This window comes from Mycobacterium hainanense (assembly GCF_041890355.1).
Lineage (GTDB): Bacteria > Actinomycetota > Actinomycetes > Mycobacteriales > Mycobacteriaceae > Mycobacterium > Mycobacterium hainanense.
This window is the reverse complement of sequence record NZ_CP169059.1, coordinates 2,782,910-2,797,157: the sequence shown is the minus strand read 5'-3', so window position 1 is coordinate 2,797,157 and position 14,248 is coordinate 2,782,910. Positions and strand designations below refer to the sequence as shown.

The following is a 14,248-nucleotide window of genomic DNA, read 5'->3' as shown; positions in this document are numbered from 1 at the left end:
CACCGATGAAGGGTTCACCATGACCACAAACCCCGATGCCCCTGACACCTCGACTCGCGGCGTGTTCTCGGTGCTGGGTCGATTCGTCGCGCGTGCGCCCTGGCTCATCATCGCCGCCTGGGTCGCCGCGGTAGCCGTGCTGAGCGTAGCCTTCCCGCCGCTGACGAAGGTGGTCGAAGGCCAGACCGTACAACCGCTGCCGCCCAAGGCGATGGCCGCGACCGAGCAGATGGCCAAGGATTTCGGTGAATCCGGGCAGAACATTCTCATCGTCGTCCTCACCGACAACCGGGGCCTGCAACCGGCGGACGAGGACGCCTACCGCAAGCTGGCCGCGACGTTTCGTGGCGAGACCAAGGATGTGGCCGCCGTGCAGGACATCGTTGCCACACCCGCACTGCGGTCATTGATGGTCAGCGCGGACAACAAGGCGTTCTACATGGCGGTGATCCTGCGGGCGCCCGTCGGGTCTCCCGAATCTTCGCAGGCCTACCAGCGGATCACGGAGATCGCCAAACGCTCCACCGCGGGCACGGCGCTGACCGCACAGGTGACGGGACAGGGTGCCATGGCCGGCGACCTGGCGATCGTCACCGCTCACGACATGCAGACGATCGAGATGGTTACCGCATTGTTCGTGCTGATCATCCTGCTGGTGATCTACCGGCGACCGGTGACCGTGTTGCTGCCGTTGATCACCATTGGCGTTTCGATCGCGTCGACCCAGGGCCTGGTGTCCGGGCTGGTTCAGCTCGGACTCGGGGTGTCCTCGATGACAATCGCATTGATGACGGCGATGATCTTCGGCGCAGGCACCGACTATGCCGTCTTCCTGATCAGCCGCTACCACGAATATCTCCGGTCCGGCATCGATTCCGACCTGGCCGTGCAAAAGGCACTGACCTCCATCGGTGAGGTGATCGCGGCGTCGGCGGCCACCGTCGCCGTCACCTTTTTCGGCATGATCTTCGCCCGCCTACCCGCGTTCACGAGCATCGGTCCGGCGCTGGCGATCTCCATCGCGATCGCGTTCCTTGCCGCGATAACGCTTTTGCCCGCCATACTCCTTCTCGCCGGCCGGCGCGGATGGGTGAAGCCGCGGGCGGAGCTCACCGGCCGGCTGTGGCGGCGCTCCGCCGTTCAGCTCGTTCGTCGGCCCAAAGCACATCTGCTGGGGAGTCTCGCGGTGTTGATCACGCTGGCCGGTTGTGCGGCGTTCCTGCGGCCCACCTTCGACGACCGCCTGCAGCTGCCGCGGTCGGCGCCGAGCAATACCGGCTTTTCGACCATGGCAGAGCACTTCTCGACGAGCATGCTGCTGCCGCAGTACATCTACATTCGGTCACCGCATGACTTGCGGACGTCGCGCGCGCTCGCCGACCTGGATCAGATGGCTCAGCGGGTGTCTCAACTCCCCAACATCGCTGCGGTGCGCGGTATCACGCGGCCAAACGGCCGGCCTCTGGATCAGGCCAAGATCAGTTTTCAAGCCGGGGAGGTCGGCGGCAAGCTCGAAGACGCCTCAACCCAGATCAACGACAGGACGAGTGACCTCGACGCGCTGACCACCGGCGCGGACCAACTGGCCGCTGCCCTGGCGCAAGCGCGCGACCAGATCCGCAGCGCCAGTGGGCCGATGACCAACGTCACCGCGACACTGAGCCAGGTGCAGCAGCAGCTGGCCGCCGCAGCGAACCTGCTGGACAACGTCCGTGGGCTCACGAACGGGTCGGTCTCCGCACTCGCCAACAGTGTCGCCGCGGCGGCGGGGCCGATGTTCGACGGTGTGACCGCACAGCCGGCGCTACAGGGGGCGCAGGCCACGGTGCAGAATCTCACCGCGCTACTGGCAACCACGAGCAACGGTCTACGCACGGTGGGCGGAGACGCCGCCGGGATGCAGCGCAAGATCGCGGGCATACAGGCGGCGGCTGATCAGCTCGCCAATGGCAGCCGGCGTCTGGCCGACGGTGTGCGGACACTCGTCGACAAGGTCAAGCAGATGGGTCTCGGCATGAATCAGGCGGCCGACCTGCTGCTGTCGATGAAGCGCGACGCCACACAGCCCTCGATGTCGGGCATGTACATCCCGTCCCAGGTGCTCACCTCGGACCAATTCAAGAACGCCGCGAAGTTGTTCTTCTCGCCCGACGGCCATTCGGTACGTTATTTGGTCGAAACGACATTCGACCCCTTCAGTTCGGCCGCGATGGACCAGGTTTCATCGATCCTGGACACCGCGCGCGGCGCCCAGCCAAACACCGCACTGGCTGACGCATCGATCTCCATGGTCGGACTCAACGCGATGTACAGCACGCTGCGCAGCTACTACAACGACGACTTCCGGCTGATCGTCATCATGACCTTGCTCATCGTCTTCGCCATCCTGGTCATCCTACTCCGCGCGATCGTGGCACCGCTGTATCTCATTGCGTCCGTCGTGATCTCGTACCTATCGGCGGTCGGGCTGGGAGTCGTTCTGTTCCAGTTCGTGTTGCATCAGGCGATGTCATGGAACGTGCAGGCGACGGCGTTCATCGTGCTGGTGGCCGTCGGGGCGGACTATAACCTGTTGCTGATTACGCGAATTCGTGAAGAGTCCCGCACGGGCATTCGTTCCGGCATAATCCGCGCCGTCCGCTCCACGGGTGGCGTCATCACCTCGGCCGGCGTTATCTTCGCCGCCTCGATGTTCGGCCTGGTGTTCGGCAGCCTGTCGACCATGGTGCAAACCGGGCTCATCATCGGCATGGGCCTGTTGATCGACACCTTTGTCGTTCGCACCGTGACGGTGCCGGCTATGGCGGCGATGGTCGGGAAGGCCAACTGGTGGCCGTCCAAGAAAATTCGCGCCACTCGAGCTCCTCACGCGCCGGCCCGCGAAGTCGCGTCCAGCGCCGACATTACCGAGGCTGCCCGGCCTCGGCCGTCCACCACCAATGTCGGTCGTTGCGCGGCCCACCGGCGGCGCACCCTGGTCGCGCAGGGTAAGCGGGGCCGCCGTCCTTTGGTCGCCGGAACTCAGCGCGGGGAACCGGGCGGCCGCTTGCTGACCGCCGCGAATTCCTGTTCGGGACGTCCGGTCGTGCCGTAGCGCAGCCCGACCGTGACGTCGCGGGCGGTGGCCAACACCGCCAGATACCGTTGCGCGGTCGCCCTCGAGATGCCGATCGCCGCCGAAACCTCCGCCGCGGACATCGGTTTCTGCGCCGCCCGCAGTGCCTGCAGCACAAGCTGTTTGGTGGAGGACGCGGCGACGGTGGCAGTGGGCACGGGGGCGATCCTGGGGCGGAGCGCGTCCAGGGCCGCGTCCACGTCGCTGGACGTCAGATTCGGCGCGGACAAGATCTTGCGGTAGCGCGCGTAACCCGCCAACCGCGCGGCCAGCTCGGTGGGCACGAACGGCTTGACGAGGTAGCTGACCGCCCCGGCGGACATCGCGGCCCGGATCGTCGCCGCTTCGGTGGCCGCACTCAGCACCATGCTGTCGCCTTCTCGTTCGCGGACGAAGTCGATTCCCGAGCCGTCGGGCAGGTAGACGTCGACAAGGGCCAGGTCCACGGGATCGGCTTTCCGCGCCGCCTCGAGCGTGTTCGCCGTCCCGTTCACCGCGAAGCCCGGAAGCGTGTTGACCACCTCGGCATGCAGGTTGGCCACCCGGAAATCGTCGTCGACCACCAGCACCGTCAAGTCTGCGTCACCCATTGTTCCTCCTCTACCATCACCCCGGGCAACCGTGCGATGAATTCCGCGCCGGACAGCCGCAATTCGGGGTTGCCGGCGCTGCCCAACACAAGGTCACCGCCGAGCGCACGACTGATCTGACGGGACAGCGCGAGCCCGATTCCGCGGCCGCCCGGTATTCCCGAGTCCGGCTTGGTCGTAGTGCCCTCGGTGAAGAGATCGTCGACGAAGCCCGGCGCGACACCGTTCCCGCTGTCGGCCACGGTGACATGCAGCGTCGTACCCTCTTGCAGCAGTTCGACTTCCACCTCTTTAGCCCGGTTGTCACCCGTGCGGGCCGCGTCGATGGCATTGTCGAGCAGGTTGCCCACCACCGTGGTGACGTCGACGGGCAGCACGAGCCGGCCGGAGACCCAGGTGTTCTCGCCGATCTTCAGGGTGACCCCCGCCTCGCGTGCGGCCGCGCCCTTGGCTGCCAGGAATGCCTGCAGATAGGCGTCGCGGATGGTGTCGATTCCCGGCAGCGCGGATCCCAGCGGACCCGACCCGAGAACTTCTCCCAGATATTGCAAACCCTCTTCCACATGACCGGCTTGCAGCAGCCCGTTCAGCAGGTGCAGCCGGTTGGCGAACTCGTGGCGCTGCGCGCGCAGCACCGTGCTCATCACCTGCACCGCGTCCAGCTGTCGCGTCAACGATTCGACATCGGTGCGGTCCCGCACCACCAGAACGGTTCCCAGTGCCCGCCCCTCACGCGACACCGGCCGCGCCGACACCACCACGATGCGCTCGCCCACGGTGGCCAATGTGGGGGTCGAATCCGCTGTTTCGAGCACGTCGAGCACCCGCGGGGTCAGGCCGATCTGGTCGACGGGCCGGCCCATTTCGTTGGCGATCTCGAGCAGCCGGCACGCCTCGTCATTGACGAACGTCGTGTTTCCGGACGTGTCGACCGCCAGCACACCTTCGCCGATGCCCTGCAACACGGCGGCCTGGGTGCGCACCAGCTCCGCGATCTCGGCGGGCCGCAGTCCCAGCGTCTGCCCGTGCCATCTGCGGGAGAGGGCAAGTGAGCCAGCCACACTCAGCAACAGGAGAACTCCCGCGATCCCGGCCATTACGCGCAGGTTCTTCGAAAACTGCTCATCGAATACGTGTGTGGAGAGGCCGACGATGACCACCCCCAACACCCGATTGGAACCCGGGTAGAACACCGGGACTTTCGCAACGATCGCTCGCCCGAGAACCGTGTCGTCATGCGATGTCAGCTCCCGTCCGGCCAACGGTGCCGCGATGTCGGCGCTGATACGACGACCCAATCTGTCGCGTTGGGGATCCGCGACTCTGATGCCCTGTGCGTTCGCGATGACGACGAACATCACGTGGGTGCGTAGTTGGACCCGTGACGCCACGCCCTGGATCGGGCCCGTGGCAAGTTCGTCGACCAGTTCCGGGGTCGGCTCCAACGGGGCACTGTCGTAGCGAGCGATGTTGGTGACCACCGTGGGGGATGAGGCGACGACCCGCGCGATGTCTATGGCGTGCAGGTGGAATTGGCTGTCCAGACGCTGGCGGTTGAACAGAGCGAAAAGCCCGAAAGCGACGACCAACGTCAGCGTCACGATGACGAGTTGCAACACGACTATCTGCGTGGCGAGTCGCAGGTCGATGCGGCCCCTTGCGGCCATGGGGAGACCCTACCGCGCTTCGTGAGCAGAATGCGCGAAACCGCGGTAGGGTCTGTCCGCGCGCGCCGCCGTGGGCCTACCATCAGCGCATGCGCGGTTCGAAGATCCTGATCACCGGCCCGACCGGACAAATCGCAACCCCCATTGCGCGGGCGCTCGCGGCCGACAATGAGGTGTGGGGCATCGCACGCTTCACCGATCCCGCCGCGCGCGAGGGCCTGGAGAAAGCGGGCGTTCATTGCCAGACGGTCAACTTGGCGGCCGGCGACTTCAGCGCTCTCCCAAGCGATTTCGAATACGTCCTCAACCTGGCGGTGGCCAAGAGCGGCAACTGGGATAAGGATCTCGCGGCCAACGCGGAATCGGTCGGGCTGCTGATGGCGCACTGCCGCGGCGCGAAGGCCTTTCTGCACTGTTCGTCCGCGGCCGTATACGACCCGCCGGATGACCAGCCCCGTACCGAAAGCGCCGCGCTGGGCGACAACCACAAGTGCCTCTTTCCCACGTATTCGATCTCGAAGATCGCCGGGGAGGTAGTCGCCCGGTCGGTGGCACGGGTTCTTGGGGTTCCCACCACCATCGCCCGGCTCAATGTCCCCTATGGCGACAACGGCGGGTGGCCGTTCTATCACATGGAGATGATGCTGGCGGGCATCCCGATCCCAGTTCCACCGGGTGAATCGGCCCCGTACAACCCGATTCACGAGGACGACATCATCGCGACCATCCCGAAGTTGCTCGAGGTGGCGTCGGTTCCGGCCACAACGGTCAACTGGTGCGGCGACCAGACGGTCAGCATCCAGGAGTGGTGTGGGTATCTCGGTTCACTGGTCGGCAAGGAGCCGGTTTTCGAGGTGAGCGCGCAGGCGCTGCGCGGCAATCCCACAGCCAGCGAACGGATGCACGAACTGATCGGCGGCACGACGGTCGACTGGCGTGACGGGCTGCGCCGCATGGCCGCCAAGTTCCACCCGGAGTTGTTCGGCGCGTAGGGCGTACGAATGGGCCCAGGATGCGATCAGGCGCGGCTGCGCACGCTCGCGCTGCTCAGACGCGTGCGTGACCGGATCGATCGGGAGTACGCGCGACCTCTCGACGTGGAGGCGCTCGCCCGCGAGGTGCACATGTCCGCCGGCCACCTCAGTCGCGAGTTCCGCCGTGCTTACGGCGAGTCGCCCTACTCCTATCTGATGACCCGGCGCATCGAGCGCGCGATGGCGCTGCTGCGCCGTGGCGACTTGAGCGTCACCGAGGTGTGCTTCGCCGTCGGTTGCTCCTCGTTGGGCACCTTCAGTACGCGCTTCACGGAATTGGTCGGGGTGCCGCCGAGCACCTACCGCCGCCAGGCGGTGGACGCGCTGGCCGGAATGCCGCCGTGCATGGCCAAGCAGGTGACCAGACCGATCAGGAATCGAGAAGCACCGGTCACCGGGCCGCACCTAGCCTGACCCCATGGACATCACGATTCACTCGAGCTTCCTGCCGCACGACGACCCCGAATCCTCGCTCGCGTTCTATCGCGACACGCTCGGCTTCGAGGTTCGCCTCGATGTCGGAAAGGGCAAGATGCGCTGGATCACCGTGGGCCCGCCGAACCAGCCCGATACCTCGATCGTCCTCAACCCGCCGGCGGCCAACCCGGGCATCACCGACGAGGAGCGGCGCACCATCGCCGAGATGATGGCCAAGGGCAGCTACGCCACGTTGCTGTTGGCCACCAAAGATCTCGACCGCACCTTCGAGCGGTTGCAGGCCGATGACGTCGACATCGTCCAAGAGCCGACGGACCAGCCCTATGGACTGCGTGACTGCGCGGTCCGGGACCCCGCCGGCAACCTGATCCGCATCCAACAGCTGCCCTAGGCAGTCGGATACTGACCGTTTTTTCGGGCCGCCGGGGCGGACTGAGCCGTGAACGCAGCCTTGACCGCGCCGCGCCGTCAGTGCTAAGCAAGTGCTCAGCATTGGGGGGTTCGGGCCGGATGGCCCCCGCGACACGGAAGGGATCAGATGACGCTGCAGACGGTATTGGATGACATCCGCAAACGGCCGGGAAAGGGGGAGGTCATCACGGTCATCGACCCGGCCACGGAGGAGACGATCACCGAATTCACCGACTGCGGCGAGGCGGCGGTCGATGACGCCGTCGGGCGGGCCAGGGATTCCTTCGAGTCGGGCGTCTGGTCTCAACTCCCGGGCCGCGAACGCGCGAAGATCATGTGGCGCATCGCGGACTTGATCGACGAACACGCCGAAGACTTCGCCCGGCTCGACTCGCTCAACACCGGCATGCCGTTGCTACAGGCGCAGTTGCAGATGTCCACCTGCTCGGAATTCTTCCGGTACTACGCCGGCTGGTGTTCCAAGATCAACGGCGTCGCGTACGACGTGAAGACCGACGGCATCGCGACGGACGCCTTCGTCGACATGCACGCCTACACGCTGAAGGAGCCGTACGGCGTGGTCGGGCTGATCTTTCCGTGGAACGGCCCGATCTTCAACGCGAGCGCGAAGCTGGCGCCCGCGCTGGCCGCGGGCTGCAGCATGCTCGTCAAGCCCGCCGAGGAAACGCCCTTGTCGGCGCTCTTGCTCGACAGGCTGGTCCATGAGGCGGGCGTGCCCGAGGGCGTGGTCAACCTGCTGACCGGTTACGGCCACACCGCGGGTGCGGCGATCACGGCGCATGCGGGCGTCGAGAAGGTCGCCTTCACCGGGTCGACCGAAGTCGGCAAGGAGATCGTGCGGGCGTCGGCGGGCAATTTGAAGAAGGTGACGCTCGAACTCGGCGGAAAGTCGCCGGTGCTGATCTTCGACGACGCGGACCTGGACAAGGCCATCCTGATGGCGTCGCTGGGCATCTTCGTGCACTCCGGACAGGGCTGCGTATGCGGTTCCCGAATCTTCGCGCAGCGCGGCGTCTACGACCGGGTGGTGGAAGGCATTGCCACGATGGCAAATACGTTCAAGCTCGGCGCCCCGAGCGAGGAGGGCTGCGTCAGCGGTCCGCTGATCAGCCAGAAGCAGCTCACCCGTGTCATGGGCTTCATCGAGGAGGGCAAGCGCGACGGCGTCGAGGTCGTCACCGGCGGCCACCGCCTCGACCGCAAGGGCTACTTCGTTCACCCGACGGTGCTGACCAACGTCGACCCCGCGATGCGGCTCTACCAACAGGAGATCTTCGGTCCGGTGGTCAGCATCCTGCCCTTCGACGACGAAGACGAAGCGGTGGCGATGGCCAACGACACCGCTTACGGCCTGGCCGCCACCGCCTGGACCGAGAACGTCGGCCGCGCCCACCGGATCGTCAAGCGGCTGCAAGCGGGCAGCGTCCAGGTGAACTGCCAGTTGGTGTTCGACCACGACGTGCCCTTCGGCGGTCACAAGCAATCCGGCTGGGGACACGAATTCGGCCGCGAGGGCATCGAGATATACCTGAAGACGAAGTCGGTCTGGGCCCAGCTCTGACGCCCCCTGACGCGGAAAGCCCCGAATCGCAACCGGATTCGGGGCTTTCGTCAGCTCAGGGCCGCGTTCATGATCCCTTGGCGTAGCGGGTCAGGAACGCGAAGGCAGCCAGCGCCGAGACGGCGCCGATCACGCCCCACAGCACCAACTGGAAGACCATCGACCCGAACAGCCAGCCGAACGTCATCCCGATGTAGAGGGCCCAGATCAGCCGGTACGCGCTCCACAGCGCGACCGCGCCGGTGCTGAGCCCGATGTACAGGCTGTGCTGCCGATCGACCCCATTGATCTGGTCTTCGATGCTGGCCGGGACGATCTTCATTTTTGACTTCCTTTCGTGTGGCGCCGCCGGATTGGCGTCGTCGTTGCGCCAAGTACAAACCGCGGCACGGGCTACCGATCCCAACGTTGTCCCACCACGAAGGGGACGAAGGCATGGCGTCACCCGAAATGTCGCGGTAAAAGACGATGTCGGGTGGCACCGCGTAGTCTCAGGGCGCCGAGCTACGCCCTCCTGGAATTCGGCCGATCAGCCGATCTTGACCACCAGCTTGCCGACGTTCTTGCCGTCGAACAGCATGTTGATCGCCGTCGGCAGCTGCTCGAACCCCTCGACGACGGTCTCGAGCAGCGTGAGCTTTCCCGACTCGATCAGGCCGGCGATCTCGCCGATCGCTTCCGGCGCGCGCCCGAAGTGGTCGAGGACGATGAAGCCCTGCACCGTGGCGCGCTGGATGAGCAGGTTCCCGAATGCGCGCGGACCCGGTGGGGGATCTTCCGCGTTGTAGCCGGAGATCAGGCCGCAGAGCGCGACGCGGGCGCCGATGTTGAGGCGCGCGAAGATGGCGTCCATCAGGACGCCGCCGACGTTCTCGAAGTCGACGTCGATGCCGTTGGGCGTCGCCGCAGCCAGCTGGGCGGCCCAATCGTCGGCGCGGTGGTCGACCGCCGCGTCGAAGCCCAGCCGGTCGGTGAGCAGCGCGCACTTCTCGGGGCCTCCGGCGATCCCGACGACACGAGCGCCGGCCGCCTTGGCGAGTTGCCCCGCGACCGAACCGACCGCGCCGGCCGCGGCCGAGACGACGACGGTCTCACCGGGCCTGGGCTTGCCGATGTCGCGGATCCCGACCCACGCGGTCAGCCCGGTCATCCCGAGCGCGCCCAGGTAGGCGCTCGGCGCGATACCGGGTGCCACGTCCACCGGGTTCACCATCGACGTGTCCGTGAGGACCGCGTACTCCTGCCAGCCGAGCAGGCCCTGCACCTGCTGCCCGACCGCGTAGGTAGGGCTCTTGGACGCGACCACCTCGCCTATCCCGGCGGCGCGCATGACCTCACCGATCCCGACGGGGGGGAGGTAGGTCGGGGTGTCGTTGATCCACGTGCGGTTGGTCGGGTCGAGCGAAATCCAGTCGACGCGCACCAGCGCCTCGCCGTCGCCGAGCTCGGGGATCGCCTCTTCGCTCAGTTCGAATGTGTCGGGGCCGATGCGGCCGGTGGGGCGTTCGCGAAGCAGGAAACGACGGTTTCGATCGGCCATAGGCGCACCGTACTCTTCAACAAGGGGCCGCCCGAACGAAGGGTTTTGCGCGGTGAACGTGATGTCGCGAATAGTCGCTGTCCCTATCACCGCGCTCACGGTCGCGGCCCTATCGCCGCCCTGGTCGGCCGACGGGGACCCGCCGCCCACCCAGCAGATCACCGTCGTGGCGGTTGGCCCCGATGGCGAACCGATAAACGGTTACCAGGTCGCGTCCGGGCCGGGCAACGTTGGCCAGGCCAGCGACTGCAGCACCCCGTCGCCGTCGGCGGTGGCCGACAACGTGTACTCCTGCTCGCCGAGCGCGGCCGGTGCCGGCACCTGTTGGCCCTCGACGCCCGGATCGCTGTTGTGCGTGGACAACCCCTGGGACAGGAGCATGCATCGCGTGACGTATGACCGCCCGCTTGGACCCGTGACCGCGCCGGCAACGCCGGACCCGTTCGCGCTGACGCTCGACGACGGCACCCGTTGCCGGCTCCGCAACGGCGGGGCCTGGGGCTGGCGCGCCGACGGCTATGAGGGCGTGTACTGGTGCGGCGACCCGCACGCAAACCTGTCCGTGCTGTGGCTGCCCAGCCAGGGCGCCGGGAGCTGCATCGACCGCTCCTCGGCGGCGTGGACCGTCAAGCTCGGTCAGCTCAGCACGGGGGAGGCAGGCCTGCCGCCGCCCCAAACCCGGACGGTGTCGGAAGCGTGGTTCGCGGGAGGCAAGGCCGGTCAATAGGCCGGCGCGGCTGCTGCTATAACCCACATATGTCGGCCCCCAGACACACGATCACCCACGTTTCCGACACCGCCCGCTGGACCGCGCTGCACCGGGCGACCGAAACCGCGCGCCCGGACGCGCTTTTCAGCGACCCGCTGGCCGAGCGCCTGGCGGGCGAACACGGCCGTGAGATCGTCGCCAACGTGCCGCGGTCCACCCGCAACGGCTGGTGGCTCGTTGCGCGCACCAAGATCATCGACGACGCCGTCGCCGAAGCGATCGCCGCCGGTTGTGACCGGGTGCTGAACCTGGCCGCCGGCCTGGACACGCGCCCCTACCGACTCGACCTCCCGGCCGACTTCACCTGGGTCGAAGCGGACCTGCCGAAACTCCTCGCGGAGAAGACGCAACTGCTGGCCGACGAGACGCCGCGGTGCCGGCTGACCCGCATGGCCGTCGACCTGGCCGACCCCGCGGCCCGCGAGGGCTTCCTCGACGAGGCCCTGGCCGGCGCAACCAAGGCGCTGGTGCTGACTGAGGGCCTGTTGATGTACCTGGAGGACAGCGACGTCGTCGCGCTTTCAGCGGCGATCACGCGACCCGAGGTCAGGTGGTGGATGCTCGACTTCGCCGGCCCCGGACTCAAGAAGATGATGAACAAGAAGATGGCCGGCATGCTGCAGAACGCGCCGTTCAAGTTTGCACCCGAGGACGGGTTGGCGTACTTCGAAAACCTGGGCTGGCGCACCGTCGACGTGCAGGCGCTCTATCTCGCCGCTCACCGGCTCCATCGCCTGCCGGTGTGGATGCGCCCACTCACCTGGCTGCCCCAGCCGAACCCACGGCACCCGGGCCGCAGGGTGTGGAGTGCCACCGCCCTGCTCACGCGCTGAGCGCGGTTACCAGACGCGGATCCAGTCGACAAGCATGTCGGCGGGATAGGTCCCCGGCCCGGGATCGCCGCCACCGGAACCCGCCACCGCCAGGTTGAACACCGGGTAGACCGTGTAGCCGGGCCCGTTGAACGGCCAATCGGGCAGGGAACTGGCCGGCACGTCGAAGTAGGGCTGCGCGCCGTCGGCGTAGTCCTTCCAGAACCGGATGCCCGTGTCGTCCCACTGGGTGCGCCAGGTGTGCCACCCGCCGTCCATCGCGATGTTGTGGGTCTTCCACTCTCCACCGTTGGCTTTGGCGTGGACCGTGGTGGCCGAGGGCCAGCTGCCGTTGCCGTACCACTCCATGACGTCGATCTCGCCCTGGTCGTCGTTGCCCAGCCAGTAGGCCGGCCAAGCGCCCGCGGTCAGGCAGTTGAGCTTGATGCGGGCCTCCCAGGTGTGGCCGACGCCGCCCCGCCAGAGGCTTTGAACCTTGCCGCTGTAGTAGGTGGGTCCGTCCTTGGCCGCCCGGAGCACCAGGTTGGAGTTGCCGTCGACGAAGACATTGCGGCGATCGTCACGGTACTGCCCGATGCGCTCGGGCTGCTCCCAGTACGTCGGGTCTTTGATCGTCTCGCGGGCCTTGGCCACCGTCCACTTCGAGGCGTCGGGCGCCGAGCCGGCGGGGCCGTCGAATTCGTCTTGGAAAATGTAGGTGCCGGTTTGGCCGCTGGGCGCCTCGGGAGCCGGCGGACGATCCGCCGACAGGCCCTGCCCCGAGGGGCGGGCCCGGGCTTCCGGCGCAGGCAGCGCGGCTGCCAGCACGCCGATCCCGGTTGTCAACATCATGCGGCGGCGATCCATCTTGGGCATACGCAAGGGACCATAGCAGCCGCGCGCCCTCGGGCCGAAGCGGGAATTGTTGTCGGTGGCTGCCGCTAACGTTTCGAATCGCCGGCGGGCCAGCGCGGACGGCGGCGTGAAGCGGCTGAAGGATTAGTCAGAATTCATGGCTAATTCTCAACTTTGTGGGTGGTTTGGTCTCAGGATCGTCCGGGCATTCTGGGATCACAAGCCGATAACCACAAGTCGTAGAGCTTTTTGCGGGTTGCGCTGAGAGGAGTTAACGATCGTGGCTAATACACCGGGAGCGACGGTTATTTTCCTTCAGTCCCACCCGCGATGGGCCGCGGCCCAGCGCCACGAACGCGAGCGCCGGGAGGCGATGCGCCGCCATCCCGCTTTCCGCGCCCGTCAGCGCGCCGCGGTGTCCGGCGGCGAGGTCGTCCCGCTCGTCCGCGACTTCAAGATGTACTCGAGCACAAACACCCCGGCCTGAGAATTCCCGGGCGCAAATTGCGCGAATAGTGCTGTGCAGACTTTACTCACGCGCCGGTGCTAATCGTCCCGCAAAACGAGCCGATAACTGCCCGTGTCCCGAAGCCCGACCTATCGGGTCGGCTCGAGCCCGCCACGTCCGTGGTTTTTTGGCATTCCGGCCGCCGCCTTTTCCGGGTACCGAAGCCGAGTCGGTCGCGAGAAGCGATGGGCAACAATTGGTTCCGCCCCGCACACCGGCCGCGCGCCGGTGTGTCGCCTAACGGATCAGAGCTTGCCGGCGACGAAGTCGGCGGCCTGGTTGGCCATTCCGGCATCGATGTACGCCCCGGCCAGGTGTTGGGGCCAGTTGGCCTTCCAGGTGTTCGGGTCCGCCGGGTTGCAGATCGGATCGGCGCCGTGGCACAGCTCGATGGTCCGGTCGTTGTAGACCGGGCTGAAGTTGGTGATCGGGCCCACCCACTGGCTGCCGTTGCCGAACAACGCCACGGCGGCAATGTGCTGGTCGGCTCCCGGCGGGAGGGGGCTGTCGAAGCCGAACGCGCCGATCGGCGCGGCGAGCACCACGTCGGTCACCGCGGCGCCGAGCGAGTAGCCGCCCAGCACCAGCCGGGTGTTCGGGCAATCGGTGATCATGTCCTGAACGTGGCGGCTCATGTCGTTGGCGCCCTGAGCGACCTCGGTGTCGGCGGGGTAGTTGACGGCATAGACACCGATGGTCTTGTTGACCTTGGACCGCAGCGCGCTGATGAACGCGTTGCCCAGCGCTCCCGGCCCCGGCGATTCCAGTCGGCCGCGGGCGAACACGACCTGCACCGGGGGACAGTTGGCGGCCGCCGCGTGAGGAATCGTGGGCGATGGCAGCACCGCGGGCAGCGCCAGCGCGGCCGCGGTCAGAACCGCCGCCAGGCCGATGTCACCGAGTTTGCGGGCGAACACAGCATGATCG

At 66.8% G+C, this 14,248-nt stretch carries 15 protein-coding genes; 8 read left to right on the top strand and 7 right to left on the bottom strand.

Going from position 1 to position 14,248, the window contains the following annotated elements; genetic code table 11:
- The first annotated feature begins 19 nt into the window (after positions 1-19).
- Positions 20-3,094 (top strand): RND family transporter, encoded by a 3,075-nt coding sequence (locus ACEL92_RS13065; protein WP_374025949.1) that lies wholly within the window; start codon positions 20-22, stop codon positions 3,092-3,094.
- On the opposite strand, the gene ACEL92_RS13060 is transcribed toward ACEL92_RS13065, so the two are convergent.
- Together ACEL92_RS13060 and ACEL92_RS13055 are read right to left on the bottom strand one after the other, a co-directional pair.
- Positions 3,022-3,705, bottom strand: a complete 684-nt coding sequence (locus ACEL92_RS13060) for a response regulator (RefSeq protein ID WP_374025948.1) — start codon at positions 3,703-3,705, stop codon at positions 3,022-3,024. The genes ACEL92_RS13065 and ACEL92_RS13060 overlap by 73 nt on opposite strands.
- Complete coding sequence (locus ACEL92_RS13055) at positions 3,687-5,372, bottom strand: ATP-binding protein (protein WP_374025947.1); 1,686 nt, start codon at positions 5,370-5,372, stop codon at positions 3,687-3,689. Before ACEL92_RS13055 ends, ACEL92_RS13060 begins: the two co-directional genes overlap by 19 nt.
- Before the next feature lie 89 nt (positions 5,373-5,461).
- On the opposite strand from ACEL92_RS13055, the gene ACEL92_RS13050 reads away from it, so the two are divergent.
- From ACEL92_RS13050 to ACEL92_RS13035, 4 genes are all read left to right on the top strand, one after another.
- Entirely contained in the window at positions 5,462-6,364 is a 903-nt protein-coding gene (locus ACEL92_RS13050) for an NAD-dependent epimerase/dehydratase family protein (protein ID WP_374025946.1), read from the top strand.
- Positions 6,365-6,373: 9 nt separating this feature from the next.
- Positions 6,374-6,820, top strand: a complete 447-nt coding sequence (locus ACEL92_RS13045) for a helix-turn-helix transcriptional regulator (protein WP_374025945.1) — start codon at positions 6,374-6,376, stop codon at positions 6,818-6,820.
- Positions 6,821-6,824: 4 nt separating this feature from the next.
- Positions 6,825-7,235, top strand: a complete 411-nt coding sequence (locus ACEL92_RS13040; RefSeq protein WP_374025944.1) for a VOC family protein — start codon at positions 6,825-6,827, stop codon at positions 7,233-7,235.
- 147 nt (positions 7,236-7,382) lie between these two features.
- Positions 7,383-8,837, top strand: coding sequence for an aldehyde dehydrogenase (locus ACEL92_RS13035; RefSeq protein WP_374025943.1), 1,455 nt, complete (start codon positions 7,383-7,385; stop codon positions 8,835-8,837).
- A gap of 67 nt (positions 8,838-8,904) precedes the next feature.
- Here the strand turns inward: ACEL92_RS13035 and ACEL92_RS13030 are convergent, their stop codons facing one another.
- From ACEL92_RS13030 to ACEL92_RS13020, 3 genes are all read right to left on the bottom strand, one after another.
- Positions 8,905-9,159, bottom strand: a complete 255-nt coding sequence (locus ACEL92_RS13030) for a hypothetical protein (protein ID WP_374025942.1) — start codon at positions 9,157-9,159, stop codon at positions 8,905-8,907.
- Positions 9,160-9,366: 207 nt separating this feature from the next.
- Positions 9,367-10,377, bottom strand: a complete 1,011-nt coding sequence (locus tag ACEL92_RS13025) for an NADP-dependent oxidoreductase (RefSeq protein ID WP_374025941.1) — start codon at positions 10,375-10,377, stop codon at positions 9,367-9,369.
- Between the two features lie 201 nt (positions 10,378-10,578).
- Positions 10,579-10,758 (bottom strand): hypothetical protein, encoded by a 180-nt coding sequence (locus ACEL92_RS13020; protein ID WP_374025940.1) that lies wholly within the window; start codon positions 10,756-10,758, stop codon positions 10,579-10,581.
- A 7-nt stretch (positions 10,759-10,765) separates the two neighbouring features.
- Between ACEL92_RS13020 and ACEL92_RS13015 the strand changes: the two genes are divergently transcribed.
- Complete coding sequence (locus ACEL92_RS13015; RefSeq protein ID WP_374025939.1) at positions 10,766-11,104, top strand: hypothetical protein; 339 nt, start codon at positions 10,766-10,768, stop codon at positions 11,102-11,104.
- Positions 11,105-11,133: 29 nt separating this feature from the next.
- On the top strand, positions 11,134-11,979 hold the full coding sequence (locus ACEL92_RS13010) for a class I SAM-dependent methyltransferase (RefSeq protein WP_374025938.1): 846 nt from the start codon (positions 11,134-11,136) through the stop codon (positions 11,977-11,979).
- Positions 11,980-11,985: 6 nt separating this feature from the next.
- Here the strand turns inward: ACEL92_RS13010 and ACEL92_RS13005 are convergent, their stop codons facing one another.
- Positions 11,986-12,834, bottom strand: coding sequence for a 1,3-beta-glucanase (locus ACEL92_RS13005; RefSeq protein ID WP_374025937.1), 849 nt, complete (start codon positions 12,832-12,834; stop codon positions 11,986-11,988).
- 259 nt (positions 12,835-13,093) lie between these two features.
- Between ACEL92_RS13005 and ACEL92_RS13000 the strand changes: the two genes are divergently transcribed.
- On the top strand, positions 13,094-13,300 hold the full coding sequence (locus ACEL92_RS13000; protein ID WP_374025936.1) for a hypothetical protein: 207 nt from the start codon (positions 13,094-13,096) through the stop codon (positions 13,298-13,300).
- A gap of 266 nt (positions 13,301-13,566) precedes the next feature.
- Here ACEL92_RS13000 and ACEL92_RS12995 read toward each other — a convergent pair whose 3' ends face one another.
- Positions 13,567-14,238, bottom strand: coding sequence for a cutinase family protein (locus ACEL92_RS12995; protein ID WP_374025935.1), 672 nt, complete (start codon positions 14,236-14,238; stop codon positions 13,567-13,569).
- Positions 14,239-14,248: the final 10 nt, after the last annotated feature.

Excerpts from the sequence above, each read along its gene's own strand:
- ACEL92_RS13010 (WP_374025938.1), top strand. The coding sequence starts at position 11,134 with ATGTCGGCCCCCAGACACACGATCACCCACGTTTCCGACACCGCCCGC.
- ACEL92_RS13050 (WP_374025946.1), top strand. The coding sequence starts at position 5,462 with ATGCGCGGTTCGAAGATCCTGATCACCGGCCCGACCGGACAAATCGCA.
- ACEL92_RS13025 (WP_374025941.1), bottom strand. The coding sequence starts at position 10,377 with ATGGCCGATCGAAACCGTCGTTTCCTGCTTCGCGAACGCCCCACCGGC.
- ACEL92_RS13055 (WP_374025947.1), bottom strand. The coding sequence starts at position 5,372 with ATGGCCGCAAGGGGCCGCATCGACCTGCGACTCGCCACGCAGATAGTC.
- ACEL92_RS13065 (WP_374025949.1), top strand. The coding sequence starts at position 20 with ATGACCACAAACCCCGATGCCCCTGACACCTCGACTCGCGGCGTGTTC.
- ACEL92_RS13020 (WP_374025940.1), bottom strand. The coding sequence starts at position 10,758 with ATGCTCCTGTCCCAGGGGTTGTCCACGCACAACAGCGATCCGGGCGTC.
- ACEL92_RS13045 (WP_374025945.1), top strand. The coding sequence starts at position 6,374 with ATGGGCCCAGGATGCGATCAGGCGCGGCTGCGCACGCTCGCGCTGCTC.
- ACEL92_RS13005 (WP_374025937.1), bottom strand. The coding sequence starts at position 12,834 with ATGCCCAAGATGGATCGCCGCCGCATGATGTTGACAACCGGGATCGGC.
- ACEL92_RS13035 (WP_374025943.1), top strand. The coding sequence starts at position 7,383 with ATGACGCTGCAGACGGTATTGGATGACATCCGCAAACGGCCGGGAAAG.
- ACEL92_RS13030 (WP_374025942.1), bottom strand. The coding sequence starts at position 9,159 with ATGAAGATCGTCCCGGCCAGCATCGAAGACCAGATCAATGGGGTCGAT.
- ACEL92_RS13040 (WP_374025944.1), top strand. The coding sequence starts at position 6,825 with ATGGACATCACGATTCACTCGAGCTTCCTGCCGCACGACGACCCCGAA.
- ACEL92_RS13060 (WP_374025948.1), bottom strand. The coding sequence starts at position 3,705 with ATGGGTGACGCAGACTTGACGGTGCTGGTGGTCGACGACGATTTCCGG.